Source organism: Nocardiopsis moroccensis (assembly GCF_055763695.1).
The window spans coordinates 3,234,554-3,254,131 of sequence record NZ_CP199747.1 but is presented as its reverse complement, the minus strand read 5'-3'; the positions used below and the strand labels follow the sequence as shown (position 1 = coordinate 3,254,131).

General features: G+C 68.0%; 18 protein-coding genes. 17 read left to right on the top strand and 1 reads right to left on the bottom strand.

Annotation, left to right across the window (positions count from 1 at the left end; genetic code table 11):
- Positions 1 to 2: 2 nt before the first annotated feature.
- From ACUKCB_RS14485 to ACUKCB_RS14435, 11 genes are all read left to right on the top strand, one after another.
- Positions 3 to 1,874 (top strand): VirB4 family type IV secretion system protein, encoded by a 1,872-nt coding sequence (locus ACUKCB_RS14485; protein ID WP_473036133.1) that lies wholly within the window; start codon positions 3 to 5, stop codon positions 1,872 to 1,874.
- Positions 1,874 to 4,219 (top strand): type IV secretory system conjugative DNA transfer family protein, encoded by a 2,346-nt coding sequence (locus ACUKCB_RS14480; RefSeq protein ID WP_473036132.1) that lies wholly within the window; start codon positions 1,874 to 1,876, stop codon positions 4,217 to 4,219. Before ACUKCB_RS14485 ends, ACUKCB_RS14480 begins: the two co-directional genes overlap by 1 nt.
- Positions 4,213 to 5,112: a replication-relaxation family protein gene (locus tag ACUKCB_RS14475; RefSeq protein ID WP_473036131.1), complete on the top strand. Its 900-nt coding sequence runs from the start codon at positions 4,213 to 4,215 to the stop codon at positions 5,110 to 5,112. Before ACUKCB_RS14480 ends, ACUKCB_RS14475 begins: the two co-directional genes overlap by 7 nt.
- The gene (locus tag ACUKCB_RS14470) at positions 5,109 to 6,179 is read left to right on the top strand and encodes a C40 family peptidase (protein ID WP_473036130.1); all 1,071 of its coding nucleotides are present in this window, start codon (positions 5,109 to 5,111) and stop codon (positions 6,177 to 6,179) included. The genes ACUKCB_RS14475 and ACUKCB_RS14470 overlap by 4 nt, the downstream gene beginning before the upstream one ends.
- Before the next feature lie 1,467 nt (positions 6,180 to 7,646).
- A complete protein-coding gene (locus ACUKCB_RS14465; RefSeq protein ID WP_473036129.1) occupies positions 7,647 to 8,003 on the top strand; it encodes a hypothetical protein in 357 nt (118 codons plus the stop codon).
- A gap of 380 nt (positions 8,004 to 8,383) precedes the next feature.
- The gene (locus ACUKCB_RS14460; protein WP_473036128.1) at positions 8,384 to 8,860 is read left to right on the top strand and encodes a hypothetical protein; all 477 of its coding nucleotides are present in this window, start codon (positions 8,384 to 8,386) and stop codon (positions 8,858 to 8,860) included.
- Between the two features lie 37 nt (positions 8,861 to 8,897).
- Entirely contained in the window at positions 8,898 to 9,638 is a 741-nt protein-coding gene (locus ACUKCB_RS14455; protein ID WP_473036127.1) for an SAF domain-containing protein, read from the top strand.
- The gene (locus tag ACUKCB_RS14450; protein WP_473036126.1) at positions 9,635 to 10,519 is read left to right on the top strand and encodes a CpaE/TadZ family protein; all 885 of its coding nucleotides are present in this window, start codon (positions 9,635 to 9,637) and stop codon (positions 10,517 to 10,519) included. Before ACUKCB_RS14455 ends, ACUKCB_RS14450 begins: the two co-directional genes overlap by 4 nt.
- Entirely contained in the window at positions 10,516 to 11,826 is a 1,311-nt protein-coding gene (locus tag ACUKCB_RS14445) for a CpaF family protein (protein WP_473036125.1), read from the top strand. Before ACUKCB_RS14450 ends, ACUKCB_RS14445 begins: the two co-directional genes overlap by 4 nt.
- A 140-nt stretch (positions 11,827 to 11,966) precedes the next feature.
- A complete protein-coding gene (locus tag ACUKCB_RS14440; RefSeq protein ID WP_473041010.1) occupies positions 11,967 to 12,731 on the top strand; it encodes a type II secretion system F family protein in 765 nt (254 codons plus the stop codon).
- 344 nt (positions 12,732 to 13,075) lie between these two features.
- Positions 13,076 to 13,603 carry a hypothetical protein gene (locus tag ACUKCB_RS14435; RefSeq protein ID WP_473036124.1) on the top strand — a complete coding sequence of 176 codons (528 nt, stop codon included), beginning with the start codon at positions 13,076 to 13,078 and terminating at the stop codon, positions 13,601 to 13,603.
- Positions 13,604 to 13,642: 39 nt separating this feature from the next.
- Here the strand turns inward: ACUKCB_RS14435 and ACUKCB_RS14430 are convergent, their stop codons facing one another.
- Positions 13,643 to 13,810, bottom strand: coding sequence for a hypothetical protein (locus tag ACUKCB_RS14430; protein WP_473036123.1), 168 nt, complete (start codon positions 13,808 to 13,810; stop codon positions 13,643 to 13,645).
- Positions 13,811 to 13,828: 18 nt separating this feature from the next.
- Between ACUKCB_RS14430 and ACUKCB_RS14425 the strand changes: the two genes are divergently transcribed.
- The 6 genes from ACUKCB_RS14425 (at position 13,829) to ACUKCB_RS14400 (ending at position 19,569) form a co-directional block, all read left to right on the top strand.
- Entirely contained in the window at positions 13,829 to 14,233 is a 405-nt protein-coding gene (locus ACUKCB_RS14425; RefSeq protein WP_473036122.1) for a TadE/TadG family type IV pilus assembly protein, read from the top strand.
- Complete coding sequence (locus ACUKCB_RS14420) at positions 14,230 to 14,673, top strand: TadE family protein (protein WP_473036121.1); 444 nt, start codon at positions 14,230 to 14,232, stop codon at positions 14,671 to 14,673. Before ACUKCB_RS14425 ends, ACUKCB_RS14420 begins: the two co-directional genes overlap by 4 nt.
- 80 nt (positions 14,674 to 14,753) lie before the next feature.
- Entirely contained in the window at positions 14,754 to 15,110 is a 357-nt protein-coding gene (locus ACUKCB_RS14415) for a pilus assembly protein TadG-related protein (protein ID WP_473036119.1), read from the top strand.
- 61 nt (positions 15,111 to 15,171) lie between these two features.
- On the top strand, positions 15,172 to 17,712 hold the full coding sequence (locus tag ACUKCB_RS14410; protein ID WP_473036118.1) for an OmpA family protein: 2,541 nt from the start codon (positions 15,172 to 15,174) through the stop codon (positions 17,710 to 17,712).
- Between the two features lie 874 nt (positions 17,713 to 18,586).
- Positions 18,587 to 18,820 (top strand): hypothetical protein, encoded by a 234-nt coding sequence (locus tag ACUKCB_RS14405; RefSeq protein WP_473036117.1) that lies wholly within the window; start codon positions 18,587 to 18,589, stop codon positions 18,818 to 18,820.
- A gap of 122 nt (positions 18,821 to 18,942) precedes the next feature.
- Positions 18,943 to 19,569 (top strand): hypothetical protein, encoded by a 627-nt coding sequence (locus tag ACUKCB_RS14400; protein ID WP_473036116.1) that lies wholly within the window; start codon positions 18,943 to 18,945, stop codon positions 19,567 to 19,569.
- The last annotated feature ends 9 nt before the right edge of the window (positions 19,570 to 19,578 follow it).

Below are 19,578 nucleotides of genomic sequence, written 5' to 3'. Positions count from 1 at the left end.
AGATGGTTGTGCGCAGTTCGTGGAAACACACCGGTTCACCGGCTCTGGGCGGCCCAGCCATCCATGTCGGGGCCCGACACCTGGAGGTCGAGGGCGGGGTGTGCCAGACCCTGGCCGTCACCGGCTACCCGCGCGAGGTCGCGGTCGGCTGGGCCGAACCCTTGCTGGCCTACCCGGGCCAGCTCGACATCAGCTTCCACCTGGGCCCGGTTCCCGCGCCCCGCGCCGCCACCCAACTGCGCAAACGCCGGGCCCGTTTGGAGTCGGCGCACCGCACCAGCAGCGGCCAGGGCCGGGTGGAGGACCCCCACCAGCTGGCGGCCGCGGCTGATGCGGCCGAGATCGCCGACCGCATCGCCACCGGCCAGGGCAAGCTGTTCCGGATCGCGGTCTACATCACCGTGCACGCCACCTGCCTGGAGCACCTGGAGGCCGAACTCCAGCAGGTCAAAGCGCTGTGCGACTCGCTGCTGGTGGACGCGGTCCCTTCGACGTTCCGCTCCCTGGCGGGGTGGGTCTCCACACTCCCGCTCGGCAGCGACGCGTTGGGGGTGGGCCGGTCGATGGACACCGACGCGGTGGCCACGACACTGCCGTTCACCTCCCCAGAGCTGGTCGCGGACCTGGGCGAGACCACCGTGGTTTATGGCACCAACACCCACAGCAGCGGGTTGGTGGCCTGGGACCGGTTCTGCGGCGATCTCGACAACCACAACTCGGTCATCCTCGCCCGCTCCGGTGCGGGCAAGTCCTACCTCGCCAAGCTGGAGATCCTCAGGTCCCTGCTTGTCGGTGTGGAAGTCGCGGTCATCGACCCCGAGGGGGAGTACCTGCGGCTGGCCGAAGCAGTAGGCGGCACCACCATCAGCCTCGGCACGAACGAAGGACGGATGAACCCGTTCGCCCTACCGCTGCCGCAGGAGGGTGAGGACGGCCGCAGCTTCACCTCACGGGCGTTGTTCCTGCACACCCTCATCGGGGCGATGGTCGGTGAGCTGACCGCGACCGACAAGTCGGTGTTGGACCGTGCGATCGTGACCGCCTACACCGGGGCCGGGATCACCCGAGATCCCGCCACCTGGGGCAGGGCCGCGCCGGTGCTGGCGGATCTGGCCGAGGCGCTGGAGGAGATCGCCACCGACCCCGGCACGGGAGAGAGCCCGGCCCGAGCGGCCCAGGGCCTGTCCGAGCGGCTGGAGCCCTTCGTGCACGGCTCCCACGCGGCCCTGTTCGAAGGCGGTTCCACTGCTCGGGTGGGTGGTCATCTGACTGTCGTGTCCCTCAAAGAGTTGCCCGAGCAGGTCCGCCCGGTGGGGGTGCTGCTCGCACTCGACGCCATCTGGCGACACGTCACCGTATCCGGACCCGCCAGGCCCCGGATGGTGGTGGTCGATGAGGCCTGGTTGTTGATCCAGGACCCGGCCGCGGCCCGCTACCTGGCCCGCTGGTCCAAGGCCGGACGCAAGCACTGGTGCGGGCTCACGTTGGTAACCCAGGACGTGGGGGACGTGCTCTCCACCGAACTCGGCCGTGTGGTGATTGCCAACGCCGCCACCCAGGTCCTGCTCAAGCAGGCTCCGCAGAACCTCGACGCGGTAGCCGAAGCCTTCCATCTCTCGGCGGGTGAGACCCACCTGGTGGGCACCGCGCCCCGAGGGTCCGCGCTGCTGGTGGCGGGCCATCAGCGGGTCGGGTTCCACCCCCTCGCTTCACCGCATGAGCACGCCCTGATCACCTCCGACCCGGCCGAGCTGGCCGCGATGCGCGCCGAAGCGGAAGCGGCGGCTGAGCTCGAACACCACGCCCAGGACCACGACACCGCCCTGGCCTGGGGCGAGAACGAAGACAAAGGCAACGACGGAGAGGCGGCTTAATGCTGGAGTTCCTGCTCGGCGGGGGGATCTTCCTCCTGATCGCGGCTATCCCGCTCACCGGGGCTTTGGTGGGTGCGGTGGTGCTCGGGCTCAGGTGGGCTCGCCACATCCACCTGTCCAAGGAAGCCCGGGTGGTGGAGATCCTGCCCCCACCCGAGGCCAGCCTGGAGAACGCGCGCGCGTTCTGGCAGCACACCATGGGGTTGCTGCGCCCGCGCTGGTCACGGTGGCTGCTCCAACCCCACCTGGCCCTGGAAATCATCGGCTCCGCGGCCGGGGTCCGCTACCAGGTGTGGGTGCCCGGAACGGTGCCTCCGGGAACCGTGGAGCGGGCGATCTCGGCGGCCTGGCCCGGTGCGACCACTTCCACCCGCCACCTGGCCCCGAACGAGTCACCGCTCCCCGAAGGTGCTTACACCACTGGCGGGCACCTGGGGCTGGGGCGGGCGGAGGCGTTTCCGTTGCAGACCCGGTTCGATGACGACCCCGCCCGCCCTCTACTGGGCGCGATGGAGGACCTGGTCGAGGGCGAACACGCCCTGGTACGCATCACCGCCCGGCCGGTCACGGGGTGGCGGGCCGCGAAGGCCCGACAAGCAGCAGCCTGTATCGCCGGGCACACCGGGATGGGCACGGCCATGGTCGATGCCTTCACCCCGGCAGGAGCCGGGGGCGGGGCACGTCGTGCGGTGTCGTTGCCGGGGACCGGGGACGACATCCGCGCGATCCTGAACAAGGCCTCGAGCCCGAGGTTGGCGTGCTCGCTCTCCTACATCCTGACCACCACCCACGAGGGCGATGAGTTCCGGGAGCGGTTGCGGGGCCGTGCTCACGGCATCGCTTCGAGCTTCGCGGCGTTCACCTCGGGCACCAACCACCTGGGGCGGCACTTGATGTTCAAACCGGAATGGTGGGCGGTGAACCGGTTCCTGGCCCACGGAGCACTGCTGTCCACCGCCGAACTGGCGGGGGTCGCGCATCTGCCCACCGACACCAGCGTGCCCGGCCTGGCCCGCGCTGGAGCACGCCCGGCCGCACCCGCACCGGCCGTTCCGCGTGGGGGTGAGAACACCCGGGTGGTCGGGGACGCCGACGCCGGCACCAAGCGCCCGGTCGCCTTGGGGGTGGTGGAGGCCCGCCAGCACACCCACATCCTCGGCAAAACCGGGTCGGGCAAGTCCACCCTGCTGGCTAACCTCGTCCTCCAAGACGCCGAGGCGGGTCGGGCAGGGCTGGTGATCGACCCGCGCGGGGACCTGATCACCGACATCCTGGCCCGCCTACCCGAGCACGCGGTGGACAAGGTGGTGTTGTTCGACCCCGATGATAACGCGGCGCCTCCCCGGTTGAACCTTCTGCAGGGCCCGGATGCGGACTTCACGAGCGACACCGTGGTGGGGATCTTCCGCCGCATCTACGCCGAGTACTGGGGACCTCGCACCGACGACATCCTGCGGGCCGCCACACTCACGTTGACCCGGGCCAAGGACCCCGCGCTGACCCTGGGGGACGTGCCGCGCCTGCTCTCCAACGATGTTCTACGTGCGGAGGTGATGGCCAAGGTCGTGGCCCGCAGCGGCGAGGACGAAGCCCTCGAAGATTTCTGGGGCTGGTACTCCGGGCTCACCGTCTCAGCAAGGTCGTCGGTGACAGGGCCGGTGCTGAACAAGCTCAGGACGGCTCTGTTGAGGCGTTGGGTGCGCCAGGTGGTGGCCTCGGGGCCTTCCACCATCGACTTGCCGAAGCTGTTCGATTCCGGTCACCTGGTGCTGCTGCGCCTTCCCAAGGGTCGTTTGGGGGAGGACACCAGCTCGCTGATCGGCTCGTTCGCATTGGCTGCGACCTGGCAGGCGGTCACCGCCCGCATCCACACACCCGAACACCAGCGCAAAGACCTGTGCGCGTACGTGGACGAGTGCCAGAACTTCCTGAACCTGCCCGGCAGCCTGGAGGACATGCTTGCCGAAGCCCGCGGCTACCGACTCGGCCTGACCCTGGCCCACCAGGAACTCGGGCAGCTCCCGGGAGATCTGCGCAAGGCGGTCTCGGCCAACGCCCGCTCCAAGATCTACTTCTCCGCTTCACCCGATGATGCGGCGAGCCTGCAGCAGCACACCCAGCCAGTGCTGGGCGCCTACGACCTCACCCACCTGGGCGCCTTCCAGGCTGCGGTACGCCCGCTGGTGGGGGCCAAGGAACTCGGGGCGACCACGGTACGCACCCGCCCTTTGCCGGACGGGACCAGGGGGCGGGCCACACAGGTACGTCAGGCCGCCCGCGCTCACGGACCGAGTGAGGACCCCACTGCCGAGAACCGAGGCGAAAGCGAGGAGGACAAGTGGTAGAAGCTAACGCCGCAAACGGAATCGGCCCCGTGGCCGACCTGGCCGAGTACGGTCGCAGGCTCGTCTATCTGGCCCCCAGGATCACCCCGCGCGACCGGGAAGTCCTCGCGGGCCTGCACGCACACCATGTCATGGCCACCGGACAGCTCCACCGTCTGTACTTCCCCGCATCCGGGGGCCGGCGCTGCCGGGAGCGACTCCTGCAACTGCACCGCTACGAACTCCTGGACCGCTTCCGTCCCTTCCCCGGCCGCCACGTAGCCGACCGGTGGGTCCTGGCCCCGCTCGGGGCCGCCCTGGTGGCCGAACACCAGGGACTGGAACCCCACGAGTTGGGGTTTCGCCAAGACCGGGTCCTGGCCCGAGCACACTCGGCCCAGCTTCGGCACACCCTCGGTCTGGTTGAGTGCTTGATCGCCACGACCCAGGCCGCCCGCGCGTGCGAGGACGCCCGTTTGGCGATCTGGGAGTCCGAACGCGAGTGCGCCTTGAGGTGGGGGCGCTACATCCGCCCCGACGCCTACATGCGCTGGTGCCAGGGCGATACCGAGTTGGACGCGTTCTGGGAGTACGACACCGGCACCGAGCCGCTGACGAAGGTACAGCGCAAGATGGCCGGGTACGGGCGTCTGGCCCGAGAGAGCCGTCTGCCCTCGATCGTGCTGTTCGCCGTCCACTCCCAGACGCGTGAAGACCACCTGGCCAGGAAACTCGCCTCTTCCGTCACAGGAACGGTCGGCGCCTACGTGACCACTCACGAACACCTCGGGAAGACGGGGCCAGCAGAGCGGGTGTGGTGGGCCGCTGGAGAGCGTTCCCGAGAACGATTGAACCTGGTCGACATCGCCCGCCGTCATCCACGAAAGGAACAGGGCCAGGGCGACAGCGAATGATGCGTCAGGTCTTCGCTGGTGCGGGGGTTCTCTTCCTGGTTCCGGCGCTGTTCATTGGTGTGCTGGGCGGTACGGGTCAGCACGCGGTGGGGGTGCCGGGCCAGGTGGAGGGAATCCCCGCGCCGGTCCTGGAAGCCTACGTCCAGGCCGCGGCACGGCTGGAGGAGGAGCTCGAGGGGTGCACGGGTATGGAGTGGCCGGTGTTGGCCGGTATCGGCAAAGTCGAATCCAACCACGTAGCCGATCGGGAGGTGTCGGCCTCGGGTGATGTGCGGCCCAAGATGATCGGACCACCCTTGGACGGGAGCGGAGAGGGCGGGAACACCACACCCCACATAGACAGCGACAGTGGCGCGTGGGACGGCGACGCCCGCTTCGATCGGGCGGTGGGGCCGATGCAGTTCATCCCCACCACCTGGACCACCCACGGCCTGGACGGCAACGACGACGGAGTCGCTGACCCGCACAACATCCACGACGCGGTGTGGAGCGCGGCGGTGTACCTGTGCATGAGCCACCCCGATGGGGAGCCGGTCGACTTCACCGATCCAGACCATCTCGAAGCGGCGCTGCTGCGCTACAACCGAGCCCAGTGGTACGTGGACAAGGTGGTGGGGCACATCGAGGCCTATGCCGAGATCATCGCCCAGGCCGCTGCGCAGGTTCCCAAGGTGGGCTTGGGGGCCAGTACTGAGCAGGGGCGGGCGGCGGTGGAGTGGGCGCTGGCCCAGGTCGGCAGACCCTACATCTGGGGCGGGACCGGCCCGCACGGGTTCGACTGCTCCGGGCTGACCATGCAGGCCTGGAAAGCGGCCGGGGTTGCTTTGCCGCGGGTGACCACCGACCAGGTCAACACCGGGGCCCGTGTCGGCTTGGACGAGCTGCAGCCGGGAGACCTGCTGTTCTACGACACCGGGGCTCCAGGAGGGAGCCCGTCGCACGTGACCATGTACGTGGGGGACGGGCAGATGGTCAATGCCCCGCGCACGGGGCAGAGCATCCGGGTTGAACCGGTGGCGGGCGAGTACTACAGCGACCGGTTCGTGGCGGCGGTGCGGCCGGGCTGAGCGGCCACCACCCGCCCCACACCGGGACAGGGCCGACCAGCCCGGGAACCCCCGGGACGGGGCCGCCCAGCGGGCCGTGGGACGGCTGTGGGGCTGTGCGGGCACGTTGCCCGCGCGGCCCCATTTCCCGTGTTTTCGCTGGTCCATGACTTCTACGCAATGCGGGGTTGAAAATACTCGCTTGCATAGGGAAACATCGCACCCACGCCGTTCCACCCAGATGAACGCGATTCCTATTTGTCCGAATTCTTTCGCGTGCTCAAAAGAAAGGGCTTCTTTGTGATGCCCGTACACACTCCCCGCCCGCCCGTGGCGATCTCGGCCGAGCGGGCCCTGAGAGCCAGCTAGGAGCACCTGCCCGCTGGTATCGGGTGGGGTGAGGAAGCGCAGCCTCGGCGAGTGGCGTACGACCTCGCGGGGCCATTGACACCCACCCCGCCCCGAACAGCGGAACGCACGCCTCGAGAAAAAGCAAAGAACAAAAGAAAAGGTGCCTCGGACGGTGCTCCAACACCGCCCGAGGCGTGATCCCCCGCCTGAATCAGCCAGGAGGAAGACCATGGACCATGGTAGGGGCCGACACCGCAGGCGTCGACGCGGCTGGGCCAGCCGCGTGCGCTGGACGGTCGGGGCCGTACTCGAAGCCGTCCTCGGCGTCCAGAAGCCGCCACCCACGTTGCACCCGCGACCGGCGAAGAAGAGGCCGCCGCTTCGAGTGGAGACAGCGTCACCCGCCCCCGTCCGGGACGAGGATCCGGAATGGGTGCGGCGCTACGATCAGGCTCGCCGCGAGCACACCAACCGGGCCCAGCAGCTCTACGTCAGCGAAGGAGTGGTGGAGCGGTTGCCCGAGGTTGGCTGGTGCATGGATGAGGACGGGGTGCGGGCGGTGCGCCCCTATCTGGTCGCATACGAGCAGCGCCACCGAGCCCAACGTCGTGACCCGGGCGCGCCACTGAAAACGTCGCGGAGCGCGCCAGCTCCGAGCGTGTCCGAGGGGGCGGGCGAAGCTGAGCCACACGAAGAGTGGGCCGATCTGGCCGTGCTAGTGCGACAGTGGCACGCCCAACAGCAGCCCGTAGCCTGACGTCAAAGAAGGATCCAGGGCCGTCCTCGCATTGGGGAGGGCCCTGCTTGCGTTTGCTCATTTCGGTGTTTGTGCAGGTAGAGAGTTCGACACCGGAGGGCGGTGGTTCTCTTCACAGTTCTGGTGACGGAGAGTGCCCGAATTCCCCTTGTGTAGTGACTCTGAGTATGGCTAGTGTCACCCCTCGGAAGCACGGTGTGAGGTCGTGCCAGGCAAGGAATCGGAAGTGGTACACCATGCGCGGGGTGATCTGGGCGGCAGTTGTAGTGGCCCTGGCGGGGTGCGCGGCGCAGGAGAGCGAACCCGAGAGCGTCTCAGAAAGCACACCGCTGCCTCTGGCTGCCCCGTCCGGTCCCAGTCCTGCGCCTGAGGAGTTGGCCTTGGAGGCCTACCGGAACATGTGGGGCGTGGTGGTCGAAGGCTCGCACGAGGGCGCGGTCGGCCATCCCGACTTGGAGCTTTATGCCTCAGACCAGGCGCTAGAGCTCACCAACGCGATGTTGCAGGGGCTCACCGCGACCGGTGAGCCGTTGATGAGTCCGCAAACCCAGGCCGATTCTGCCGATGACTCCCTGGTGCTGATCGAGGATTGCCTTGATGACTCCGACTGGACAGTGAAGGAGTCCTCCGGTTCGACGGGGGCGAGCGGACAGCGGTTGGTGACGGCGACGGTCACCCAACGCCACGACGGGTGGTTGGTGGAGGAACTCTGGCTTGAGGACTACGGATCATGCTGACTAGCGGCCCGCCCCTCTCACCAGTAGGGGCGTTGATTTTGGGGTCGGTAGTGATGTGCCTGTTCTTCATAATTGTTGCGCCCGCCAAGGCAGAAGCGGACGAGGGGTTCTCCTCCCTCACTACCTGTTCTGACAGTGAATGCCGTGTTCAGGCGCGGGCGCCTGGGACCGCAGGTGGTTCTTCGCTTTCGGTTCCAAGAGAGCAGGGGAGAGCGGCCGGTGCGGGGCAGGAGGATGGCCCAGCTTGCGTGGTTTCGGATGTGGAGTTCGCTCAGCCTGGGACGCAGGAGCCGTTGCAGATGCCGCCGGGCACCGCACGATGCGAAGGCAGCGCCACGTCGTCGGGTGTTTCGAGCGCTCCGACGTTCGATCCCGTGGTCTTGGCTGAGCAGGCACGGGCGGTGATGAACCTGCCAGAGCCGAAGATCGGGACCGCCCCCGACACGGACAAGCCCCGGTTCGTGAACCTCCCGTCATGGCTGTGGATCGACTCCGCTGACTGGGAACCGGTGTCAGCCACAGCCTCGGTGAACGCCGGGTCGGTGACAGTGGCCGCGACCCCGACCCGGGTGGTGTGGGACACCGGAGACGGCCACCAAGTGGTGTGTGAGAGCGCGGGCACGGTCTTCTCCAGTTCCGTCTACCGCGAGGAGGGATCGCCGGACTGCGGTCACACCTACACCTCCCTCCCACCTGGGGGCGCGGGCGCTGAAGTGGATTTGTCCGCGGTGTGGGAGTGGGAGGTGTCCTGGTCCGCCAGTGATGGGCGGGGCGGTGACCTGGAGGACTTGTCGACGTCGTCGACGGTGACGGTGCCGGTGAGCGAGATTCACTCGGTGGTCACCCACACCGGCTGACTAGGCGGCAGACATAGGCATGGAAAGAGAGGGTGGGATGGTCGCGCTCGCGAATCCCCAGCAAAGCAACCAGAAAACTAAAGATAAGACCGCTGCCCCTGGTGGGGAGTGGGAGTCGGTGCGCCTGGCGGCGACCTCGCGTCGCCGGTGGAAGTGGGCACTGCTGGCCACAGCACTGATCGTCGGTGGTGGGACAGCGGGGGCCTGGGCCGGGTTCGCGGGAGAGGACACGGTGGTGGTGGCGGTGCTCGCCGCTGATCTACCTGCTGGACATGTGATCGTTGCGGAGGATGTGACCTCGATTGAGGCCGCCCCGAGTGAGGGGTTGCGGCTGCTGGGGCCGGACACGGTGGAGGGGATGGTGCTGGCCCGTCCGGTGTCGGCGGGGTCTCCGTTAGTGGCGGGCGCGGTGTCGGAGACGGCTGTGTGGCCGGAGCAGGGGTCGGCGCTGGTCGCAGTCCCGGTCACAGTGCTTCCTCAGGGGTTGGAGGCAGGCACGACGGTGGACCTGCTCTCGGTCGGAGGCGGAACCCAGGAGGTGGCCGAGAACGACGAGGGCACGGTCCAAGGCGGTTCGGGAGTGGTGACGGCTCTGGTGCACCGCGTGGTCGCGGACAGCGGCGACGGGTTCGGCCCCGGGGGCCAGGCGGTGGAGGTGGTGGTGCCGCGTGGGGAAGCGGGCCGGGTAACGGACGCGGTCGCTGCGGGTGAGGTGCACATCGCGGTGGTCAACCCGCACGAACAGGCGCAGTCCGAAGACGAGGAGGGTGGCGAATGACGGTGGTGGCGGTGTGCTCGTTGAGTGGGGCTCCGGGGGTGACGAGTCTGGCCACGGCCATGGCCGCCGCGTGGCCGAGCGGGGTGCTGACGGTGCCGGTGCTGGTGGAGGCCGATGCCTCGGGGGGTGATGTGGCGGCCTGGCACGGGGTGGATCCAGGCTCGGGCCCGAAGGGTCTGGTGTCGTTGGCCGCTGCTTCGCGCTCACCCGCGCCTGTGGACACCTCGGTGTCCGTGCCCTCGAATGAGAGTACTGGAGAGAGTGGCCATCACCCGCTGTTGCGTCACGCGGTCGAGCTACCGGGAGGGCTGAGGGTCGTGGCGGCCCCACCTGACCCGCTCGAGGCAAGTCGCGCGGTGGACGCCCTCGCCCGTAACCCTCGGTTGCTGACCTCGGGGAGGGTGACGGTGGTGGATGTGGGGCGTGCGGTGCCGGGGTCCGCAGGGGCGGCCCTGCTCCGCCACTCCGACATTGCCGTTGTACTGGTCGAGGCGGGCCAGGTGGAGCAGGCCGAGCGCCTGCGGGTATGCGCCCCGGCCCTGGCCTCGCTGCGCCAGGACGGTGTCCGGGTCGGTCTGGCTATCACCGGGGCGTGCCCGCATACGGACGGCGAAGTCTCCCACGTTGCGGGTGGACTGCCGGTGTGGGCACGCATCCCATCCGACCTCACGGGGGCCGGGTTGGTGCGGGGCGAACACCACCCGCCTCAGCGGATGAGGGACCGACTGGCAGCGTGGCGTGCCCAGCGCCGCGATCCTGATTCCTTGGAGTGGATGCCGCTCATCAAGTCAGCGAAAGCGCTGGCGGAGTTGTGCGATGACTTCCACGGCCTTGGGCTCGGCGAGGGAGAGCGTCGGGTGCTGGAGGTGCAAGCGGCATGACCACGATGCACCAGGTCCCCGACCTGACATCCGATTTCGGGAAGGCCATCGTTGAGGACTCGGTGCACGCGGCTGCAGTGGAGCTGGCCGGCCGTGTGACCGAACACCTCGTTACCCATCCCGAAGAGTCAGCGGACACCGATGCTGTAGGTCAGCTCGTAGACGCCCTTCTGGAGGATCGGGCACGCACGGCCCTTTCGCTGGGAATGCGGGGAACGGTTGATGAACCGCGCCTTCGCCGCTTGGTCCTGGACCACGTCCTGGGGCTCGGGCCGGTGGAGGAGCTGCTGGCCGAGCCGGGCGTGCAGAACATCCACATCACCGGCAACGCCCCTGTGGTCGTGGACTTCGGCGGTGGACGAAGGGAGCACCGCGCACCCGTCGCGGCCACGGACGACGATCTCGTTGCTCTGGTGCAGCGGGCCGCCGCCCGTGCTCCGGGCGGTGAGCGCAGGTTTGATATGTCCGCACCGATCCTGTCCATGGAATTGCCAGGAGGAGAACGCCTCTCGGCGGTGATGCCGGGTGTCGCGGCTCGCCCGACCCTGACCATCCGCCGCCACCCCGCCCAGCACCTGCGCCTTAGGGATCTGGCACGGTCCGGGATGATCGACCAGACCGTACAGGCTCTGCTCTGTGCGGCCGTGCGGGCCCGGTTGAACGTGCTCATCTCCGGCGCGACGAACTCCGGGAAAACCACCCTGCTCAGGGCCTTGCTGGGAACCCTCGAGGGCGAGCGGCTCATCACCGTGGAGGACGCCTTCGAACTTGGGCTGCACCGGGCCGACAGCGACCTGGATGTCCAAGCCCTGCAGGGGCGCCCCGCCAACGTCGAAGGCATTGGCGAAGTGACCTTGGCGGAGCTGGTGCGGGCGGCGTTGCGGATGTGCCCGGACCGGGTGATCGTCGGAGAAACACGGGGCCCGGAGACCATCGCCCTGCTCAACGCCATGAGCATGGGAACGGACGGATCGATGTCCACCATCCACGCCTCCTCTAGCCAGCAGGTGTTCGCGAAGCTGGCCGCCTACTGTGCCCAAAGCCCCGAACAGCTCACGGCTTCGGCGACGGCGTCGCTGGTGGGGGCGGCCCTGCACCTGGTGGTGCACATCGACACCACCCCGAAAGGGGAGCGGTACGTGGCTAGCGTGCGCGAGGTCGTGGGCTCTGAGGGTGAGCAGGTGATCTCCAACGAGATCTACCACCGCGCGCCGAATGCTTCCTCGGGTGAGTTGGTCTGTGTCCCCTCCGGGGTCGTCGCGGACCGTCTGGAATGGGTCGGGTATGCGGGGCGGGGGTGGGTGTGATGGGCCCGTGGGGCTGGACTACCGGGGGCTTCGCGCTCGGTGGGGTTCTGTTGGGGGCTGGGATCGCGTGCGCTGCGTACGTGGTGAGCCTTCTGCCCCAACGCACGCCCGACAACTCGAGTTCGTCTGAGTGGGTGCGGGTGTTGCGCCAGCGCCACACCTGGATCCGCTTGGCGGCCTCGGCGTGTGCCGGGGCGCTGGTGGGTCTGGTGACGGGTTGGCCGGTGGGGGTGGTGCTTGCCGCGGCGGCCGGGTGGTGGATGCCCGCCCTGCTCGGCCCCGATACCACCTCCCACAAGCAGGCCGACCTGGCCGAAGCCCTGGCGTCCTGGGCTGAGCAACTACGGGACATGATCACCGGTGCCTCCGGGCTGCATCAGGCCATCGCCGCGACGGTGCCGGTCGCCCCGGAGCCGATCCGGGCCCCGGTCCAAGGGCTGGAGGCCCGGTTGCGGGCGGGCCAGCCCATGGACCAGGCTGCACCCGCGTTCGCCCGCCAGGTCGACTCGGACCTGGGTGATCTGGTCGCCCTCACCTTGACCATGGGGGCTTCCCGGCAGAGCGGGGATGTGGCCGGGGCGCTCTCGCGTCTGGCCGAGGCGGCCCGGGAGCGGGCGAGTAGCATCGCTCGGGTGACGGCCTCAAGGGCGCGGGTGCGCTCCTCGGTGCGCATCATCGCCGCAGCTACCACGATCATGCTGGTCGGAATGGTCGCGCTCAACCCTGGTTTTCTCGAACCCCTCGGTACGGTGACCGGCCAACTGGTGCTCGGCCTGGTCGGCGGGGTGTGGGCGGTGTCGTTCTTCTGGCTCGCCCGCCTGGCTGCGCCGGCCGAGCAGCCACGCCCCTTCTCCTCGACACCAGTGACAGGGACGGCCGCGGTAGGAGTGGGTGGTAGCCGGTGAGCGTCATGATGCTGGGCCTGGCCGGGAGCATGCTGGGGGCCGGGGTGTGCGCTGGGGCCTATGCGCTGCGTCGCCCCACCCTGACCGAACGGCTGACCCCACGACCAGAACCCGAACCCCGCCCTGCTGTCCTTCACAGGGGGTGGGCTCGACGTGCAGGACACCGTACGGGCAGCCTGCTCATCCACGCCGGGATACCGGGACCGAAGATGGCCAGGGCCTTGGCGGCGGCGGGCACATCGGCCGAGGAATACCGAGCCGAAAAAGCAGCCTCAACCGGTCTCGGTCTGCTTCTCGCCCTGGTGCTGCTTGCTACTCGCGGTGTTCTCCCGCAGAGCCTTCCCATGGGGCTGCTCGCCCTCCTGGTCCTGGTCGGGTGTGTTCTGGCCCCCGACCTGGCGGCCCGTAGCGCGGCGGTGCGTCAGCGGGCCGAGCTGCGGGCGGCCACCTCGGCGTTGGCGGACCTGGTGGTCATGGGACTGGCTGCCGGTGCGGGCAGCAACGGGGCGCTGAGCACAGCGCTCCAGCACGGGAGGGGCATGGCTCCTGAGCGCATTCGAAGCGCGGTGCATACCGCCACGGTGCGCCGCCGCCCCCCGTGGGAAGGGCTGGAGGCTCTGGCGGCGGAGAGCGGGGTGCGTGAACTCTCCGAGTTGGCTGCCTCGCTGCGGTTGGGCGGTGTCTCTGGGGCGCGCACCCGTACCTCGTTGACGGCTAAAGCGACGTCGTTGCGGGCTCGCCGGTTGGCTGAGGCCGAGGCCGCTGCGCTTGCGGCCACCGAGCGCATGGCCCTGCCGACCATGGGGCTGGTCTCGGGGTTCTTGCTGTTGATCGTCTATGTCGCCCTGGTCCACGTGATGGCCGGTTTCTGAGTCTGCAGAAGGAGTCCCCGGAATGAAGAGCGTTCTTCGTCATGCCTGGAGTCGTGTACGTGAACGGCTCACCCCGGCACGCCGAGTCACATCGGATGCGGGGTCCTCGACCACGGAGTGGGTGTTGACGATCATGGTGGCCATCACCATCGCCACCGTGGTCGGCGGCATCTTGATCGGCGAGTTCACCTCGGCGGCTGAGTCCATCGACCTAGGCGTGAACCGGTGACCCACCCCGTCTGCCCCCGTACCCGTCGCTGGTGGGGGAGTCGCAGTGACCGGGGCAGTGCCGAAGCGTTGCTCGTCCTGCCGTTGGTGTTCGTGATGGTCCTGGCTGTGGTGCAGGTGGGGCTGTGGGCGCACGCCCAGCACCGTGCCCAAACCGTGGCCTCCCAGGCCTTGTCGGCCGCGAGGGCGTTTGACGGGACCACGGCCGCTGCCTACGAGCGGGCCGAGCAGGCCCACGACCAGTTGGGCGGGAGCGTGCTGCGGGCGGTGCAGGTGGAGGCCGCGCGGGGCCCGGAGCGGGCGCGGGTGCAGGTCAGCGGCCAGGCCCCGAGCCTGATGCCCTGGGCGCGGGTGCCGGTCTCCTCACAGGTATCGGGCCCAGTAGAGCACTTGGCCCCATGACCAGTCGGAAGCACCGCGACCAGGGGCACAGGAAGGGCCGAAGCGATCGGGGCAGCGCATCGGTGGAACTGACCCTCCTGGTCCCCGTCATCGTACTGGCTTTGGCGCTGATGGTCGTGGCCGGGCGTCAGATCTCGGCCGCTTTGATCACCCAGGACGCCGCGGCGGCAGCAGCACGGGCCGCCTCGCTGCAACGCGAGGCGGGCACGGCACGCGCCCAGGCCCGGCAGGCCGCTGGACAAGAACTCACCGACCGAGGGCTGGCGTGTACCCCGTTCGCTGTACGGGTGAACACCAGCCGGTTCGCTCCGGGTGGGGTGGTGGAGGTGGAGGTGGAGTGCACGGTGACGGTGATGGATCTAGGCGGGCTCGGCGGGCAACGCACGTGGTCCGCGAGCACGATCTCCCCGGTGGACCCCTACCGAGGAGCGAACCCATGAACTGCTGCGCCGCTACCCCTGTGCCCGCCCAGAGAGGCTGCCTTCGCCGCCGCTGTCGGTCGGATGGGGGGCATGCGTCGGTGTTCTTGATTCTGCTAATGCCCCTGCTCGGGGTGGTGTTCGCGCTGGTCTGGGAGGGCGGGCAGATGCTGGTGGCCAAAGCGGAGCTGATGACGCTCGCGCACGCAGCGGCCAGGACAGGCACCCACCAGGTGGACCAGACGGCCACGTTAGACGTGGGATCCCCAGTGCTGGATGAGGAGCATGCGCGCCGAGCAGCGGTGGAGCACTTGGACTCGGCAGGGGTGAGGGGGTGGGCCGTGGTCCAAGAGGAGCGGGTGGCGGTCTTGGCCCGAGCCGTCTACTCCCCGGTGTTGCTGCCGATCACAGAGTCCGAAATCGAGGCCGAAGCGAGCGCGACGGCCCACCAGCCCTGAAACGGCGTGGCTCGCGCAGCTCGAAGGAACAGTTCACGAAGAAGGAAGGCCGAAGAAAGGCATGCCGAAGAGCCTGTGGGCAGTGGTTGGAGAAGCCCTCGTCACGGTGGTCATGCTCATCGGGCCGCCGGTGCTCGCCTCAAGGCTCGGGTGGCCGCTCGACGAGGACGTCTCCTGGGTGTGGTTGTGGCAGTACCTACGGGGCGGCATCCTGCCTGCAGAGGTGGTCCTCACGGTGTTCGTGGCGCTCTTGTGGGCGGTATGGGTCGCTTACCTGTTCGTCATCGTCTTGGACATCCTTGCCCTGGCGCGCGGCCTTGTGCCCCGGGTGGGGTTGGTGCGTTTGGTGTGGGTTCTGGCTACGGGAGGAGCGACCGCGGCGAGTACTCATACAGCGGCCGTGGCAGCCCACACCGACACTGCTGTTGAGGTCCCTGCCCGTTCGGTGCTGGAAGGGCAGGAGAACCCTGCACCCGAACACCAAGGCCAAGACCAAGGCGGGATGATCGAGCGGACCCGCAACTTGTCTGGTTTTGGCTTCGACTCGGCCGATCTCACCTCCGGCATGCGGGACTCGTTGGAGCCGACCTTGGGCATGATCGAGGACTTCAACCTGGCCGACGCTCCGGTGGTGGTGACAGGGCACACCGACCCGGTGGGCGACCCCGGCTACAACCGGGGCCTGTCGCAGTGGCGCGCGCAGGCGGTCGCGGACTACCTCGCCGAACACCTGACGGAGCCTGTCGAGTTCGAGGTCGCCGGGGTGGGGTCGGCTCAGCCACCGGCTGATCTGGGTGCGTCCTACGCCGAGCACCGGCGTGTGGAGATCGCCTACACCCTCCAACCGCCAAGCGTTGAGGAGACGGGCACCGAAGAGAAGGCCGAAGGCGAGGGCAAAGCGGCAGCGGAGACGTCTGAGCCTCTGCCCGAGCAAGTGCAGTTGGACGTGAGCACCACCAGCGGTAACGACGGCCCGAGCCCGTTGTTGGTGGGAGCAGCTACTGGAGCTGCCGGGGTGGGTGTGGGGTATGCGGCCGGGCGCCGCCATGCCCACACACGAGGCACTCGGCCCGCCACGAAGGCTCCCGAGAGCGGGGCGGCTCCGGGCCAGCGCGAGGACAGCTCTACCGAGACCGACGACGGCATCGATCCCCCCGGTGGTGAGCTGGTGCGTGGTGACCTCGGGGGCGCTGAGAACGGCATCATCGACTCCGACGGCTACATGCTGGTGGGCCAGACAGCCCGAGTCGACACCGCCCAGGGGGTTGCCTTCGTCGGAGCCCACGCCGCTGACGTCTTGGCCGCTGTGGTTGCTGACCACCTGCCCGCACCGGTGGTCGCTACCCGAGCTGTGGCCGAGGTGCTGCAAGAAGGGCGTGCGTTCGGCGATGGACTGCAGGTCGTGCCGGACCTGGCCCAGGCACGCATCGCGGTGCAAACCCTGTTGCTGTCGGCAGCACGCACCCGCATGGAAGACGACCCCCAAGATCTCGAGGCCAGCGGGCAGGATGGGACTCCTTCGCTGTTGGTGGTGTGCGAGGCCACCCAATGGGAGGCCGACGCCGCGCGGGCACCGCTCACCCCGCCCGAAGCGGTGGTGTGCGTGCTCGGGCAGAAGAAGCCGATGCCCACCCTGCACTGCACGAACCTGGACCGCCCCCACCTGATCGGGGCTCAGGGCCGTATCGACCTGACCGAACCGCTACGTCACCGCGGCCCCTATCTCCGCAGCGGCGAGGACGCTCACCAGGCAGAAGAAAAGGAAGAGCAGGGTCCTTTCTCAGAGGAGGCCCAGACCCCGCACCCCCTGCCCCCGCTTGTAGACGACGACAGTCCAACCGCCCCGTCCGCGCCCGACGCGCCCACCGTTGCCGTGCGGGTGCGTATGTTCAGCTCGGACGCTGAACCGGAACTGACCTTTGACGGGCGCCACATACAGGGGCTGCGCTCAGCGGCTCGCCCCCTGGTCGCCTACCTGGCGGCGCACCCTGAAGGGGTCGAGGCCGAGCAGATCGACGCCGAGTGCTTCGGCGAACTCGAACCAGCCAAAGCCTACGTCCAGCGCCGCAACGCCATTCACAGCCTACGCAAGACGCTCCGTACCATCACCGACACCCCTGATGCTCCAGTCATTATCAATGACAAGTCAGGACTCTACCGACTGGATGAAGACCTGTTCGATGTGGACCTGTGGAACTTCCTGCGGTTGGCCAAGACGGTAAGGAAAAACCCAGAAGGCGTTACCGGCGGCCAGTTGCGGGAAATCATCGGCATTCACCAGGAGAAGCTCCTTGGTGAGTGTGAGGCGCAGTGGGTCAAGAGTGTGCGCCAGTACTGTGCCAAAGAGGCGGTGTCCGCGTGTGTGGGTCTAGCGGAGAAGAAACAAGACGCTACAGAGAAGATCGAGGATATAGAAACGGCTATTGCGTTTGATGAATACAACGAGCCACTATATCAGTTCATCATCAAAACGCATTGCGAAGCAGGATCTCCCGAGAAGGCTCATCTGGCCTACCGGGAGCTGAAGGGTCGCCTGGAGGAGATCGGGGAAAAGCCGTCCAAGAAAACGCGGCGCATGATCCAGGAATATACCCTCCTCTGACCCTTCGGTGCCTGCCCACTCCTGGGCGGTGGGGCCGCTCAGGAGTGAATCACGAGCTAGTGAGGGCGAGTGAATCACTACTCCAACGATCCCTCCAGCAAGCCCTCCAATGCCCCCTCCCGCCCTGTGGACCCCCCTGGAACACCTGTTTTCGCAGGTCAGGGGCTATTTTTGGGGTGTGACTCACGTCCAGACTTATACCCAGTGGGTAGTCAACTTCACGTAGGAGGCGGCGTCCCCTCCCTCCCCCGGCGGCGGGTCGGCCTACCGGCCGACCCGCCCCTTCTCTTTCCTCACTCTTTCTCCTTCCCCTCCTCTCTGTCCTCCCCAAAAACCAAAAACCCACCCTATAAATAAAACTCATCCCATTGTCTTGGGCTATGGTGATCGCCCAGAACGGTGTCGCGCATGCATTTCATGATCGCCCAGAGCCGCGTCGCCTATGCTCCGTGCCGGCCCCGCGCGCGCGTAGGCGCGCATGCGCGGTTCCTCCTCTAGGAAACGCGACCCGAAAAAAGATCTGAGAAAACCGGCGACACGAGTTGACAACCCGCCCCGGGCCAAGTTGCTATGGGGTTGTTCCCGAAACGGAGATGCCGTTTCGGGGCGGCGGGGAAACTTTCTCTCGACACCAGTTGACAAACACGTGTCACCCAAGGTCATCTTGGGTTCCGCCCCGAAACACAAACCGTTCCGGGGGTAGGCGGAAAAAGGTTTCGCGGCGGAGTTGACAAACACGAATCAACCAAGCGAACCTCGGACCGCAACGAAGAAACACCCGGCCATTCTAGGGGGTTCATCAATGCGCACGTTGCGCGCAATCGGAGTTATCGGCAGGCGGGTTTTTGCCCGGCCGAAGCCGCCTACCGAGGTGATGATCGCCAACCGGGCCCGAGCCCAACGGGCGGCGCAGGCGCGAGCCGACTACGAGGCGGCGATCGCCCGGGAGCTGGCCGCGCGGGGCAAGGCCCACCACCTTTTCCGCACACAGGGGGCGAGTGAGGAGGCCCGGTACGCGGCACTAGTACACCTGCGCACCGAGGCGGCGCGCACGGCCGCAGGAAACACGCTGTTCGAGCTGCGCGCTCACCACAGCGTTCCTGCCTAAAGCGGGCCGGTCCGCAGGCAGCAACCTGCGAACCGGCCCAACAAGAACCCCGCGCCCACCGGACAGGTGTGGAGCCAGGACGGCTGGGCGCGGGCCCAACACAACAACCATAGGAGTGTGCTGTGAGCACGAGTATGCCTGACAAGCGGCGTCCGATCGAAGTGAACGCCGACCAGGTGGCCTACCTGCGCCAGGCCGAGCCCGGGAGCCTGCTGGTGTGGATCGAGGCCAGCAACGAGGTCCAAGTCTACCCGCCCACCGGACGGCTGGGTGAGCACCGGATGATCATCGCTGCCCAGGACGCCCTGGAGGGTCTCACGGAATTCTGGGAGGACGAGGGCTCGCCGGCCGGGGACGCCGAATTGGCCAAGGACCTGACCGACATCGCCAACGACTGGCTGAGCGGCTGGTCCGAGGTCCGGGTTTTGACCGCGATGCTCACCCCGATCCGCCTGTGCCTGGACCGGCTGGACATCTACCCGGCCGACAGCGTCCGCCTCGAGGGGCGGGGTCCCGGCCCCCACCAGCCCCGGGTGAGCGAAACCTACGCCCGACCCGGCGGGAACGCCTCTGTGAGGGTCTCGGTGCCCCTGGGCTATACCGAACCGGTGCGGTTCCAGGCCTACGGGGTGAACGGGCCGGTAAGCGAGCACACCATGCTCTTCGACTACCTGGGCATGCGGCCCGCGCAGATCGAGGCCAAGGTCGCCGCCACGGTCGCCGCGCACCTGGCCCTCTACCAGGGCTGAGCAGGCCCC

Coding starts and splice junctions, on each gene's coding strand:
- ACUKCB_RS14485 (WP_473036133.1), top strand. CDS start 3: ATGGTTGTGCGCAGTTCGTGGAAACACACCGGTTCACCGGCTCTGGGC.
- ACUKCB_RS14480 (WP_473036132.1), top strand. CDS start 1,874: ATGCTGGAGTTCCTGCTCGGCGGGGGGATCTTCCTCCTGATCGCGGCT.
- ACUKCB_RS14470 (WP_473036130.1), top strand. CDS start 5,109: ATGATGCGTCAGGTCTTCGCTGGTGCGGGGGTTCTCTTCCTGGTTCCG.
- ACUKCB_RS14455 (WP_473036127.1), top strand. CDS start 8,898: ATGGTCGCGCTCGCGAATCCCCAGCAAAGCAACCAGAAAACTAAAGAT.
- ACUKCB_RS14450 (WP_473036126.1), top strand. CDS start 9,635: ATGACGGTGGTGGCGGTGTGCTCGTTGAGTGGGGCTCCGGGGGTGACG.
- ACUKCB_RS14445 (WP_473036125.1), top strand. CDS start 10,516: ATGACCACGATGCACCAGGTCCCCGACCTGACATCCGATTTCGGGAAG.
- ACUKCB_RS14435 (WP_473036124.1), top strand. CDS start 13,076: ATGGGGCTGCTCGCCCTCCTGGTCCTGGTCGGGTGTGTTCTGGCCCCC.
- ACUKCB_RS14430 (WP_473036123.1), bottom strand. CDS start 13,810: ATGGACTCAGCCGCCGAGGTGAACTCGCCGATCAAGATGCCGCCGACC.
- ACUKCB_RS14420 (WP_473036121.1), top strand. CDS start 14,230: ATGACCAGTCGGAAGCACCGCGACCAGGGGCACAGGAAGGGCCGAAGC.
- ACUKCB_RS14410 (WP_473036118.1), top strand. CDS start 15,172: ATGCCGAAGAGCCTGTGGGCAGTGGTTGGAGAAGCCCTCGTCACGGTG.
- ACUKCB_RS14405 (WP_473036117.1), top strand. CDS start 18,587: ATGATCGCCAACCGGGCCCGAGCCCAACGGGCGGCGCAGGCGCGAGCC.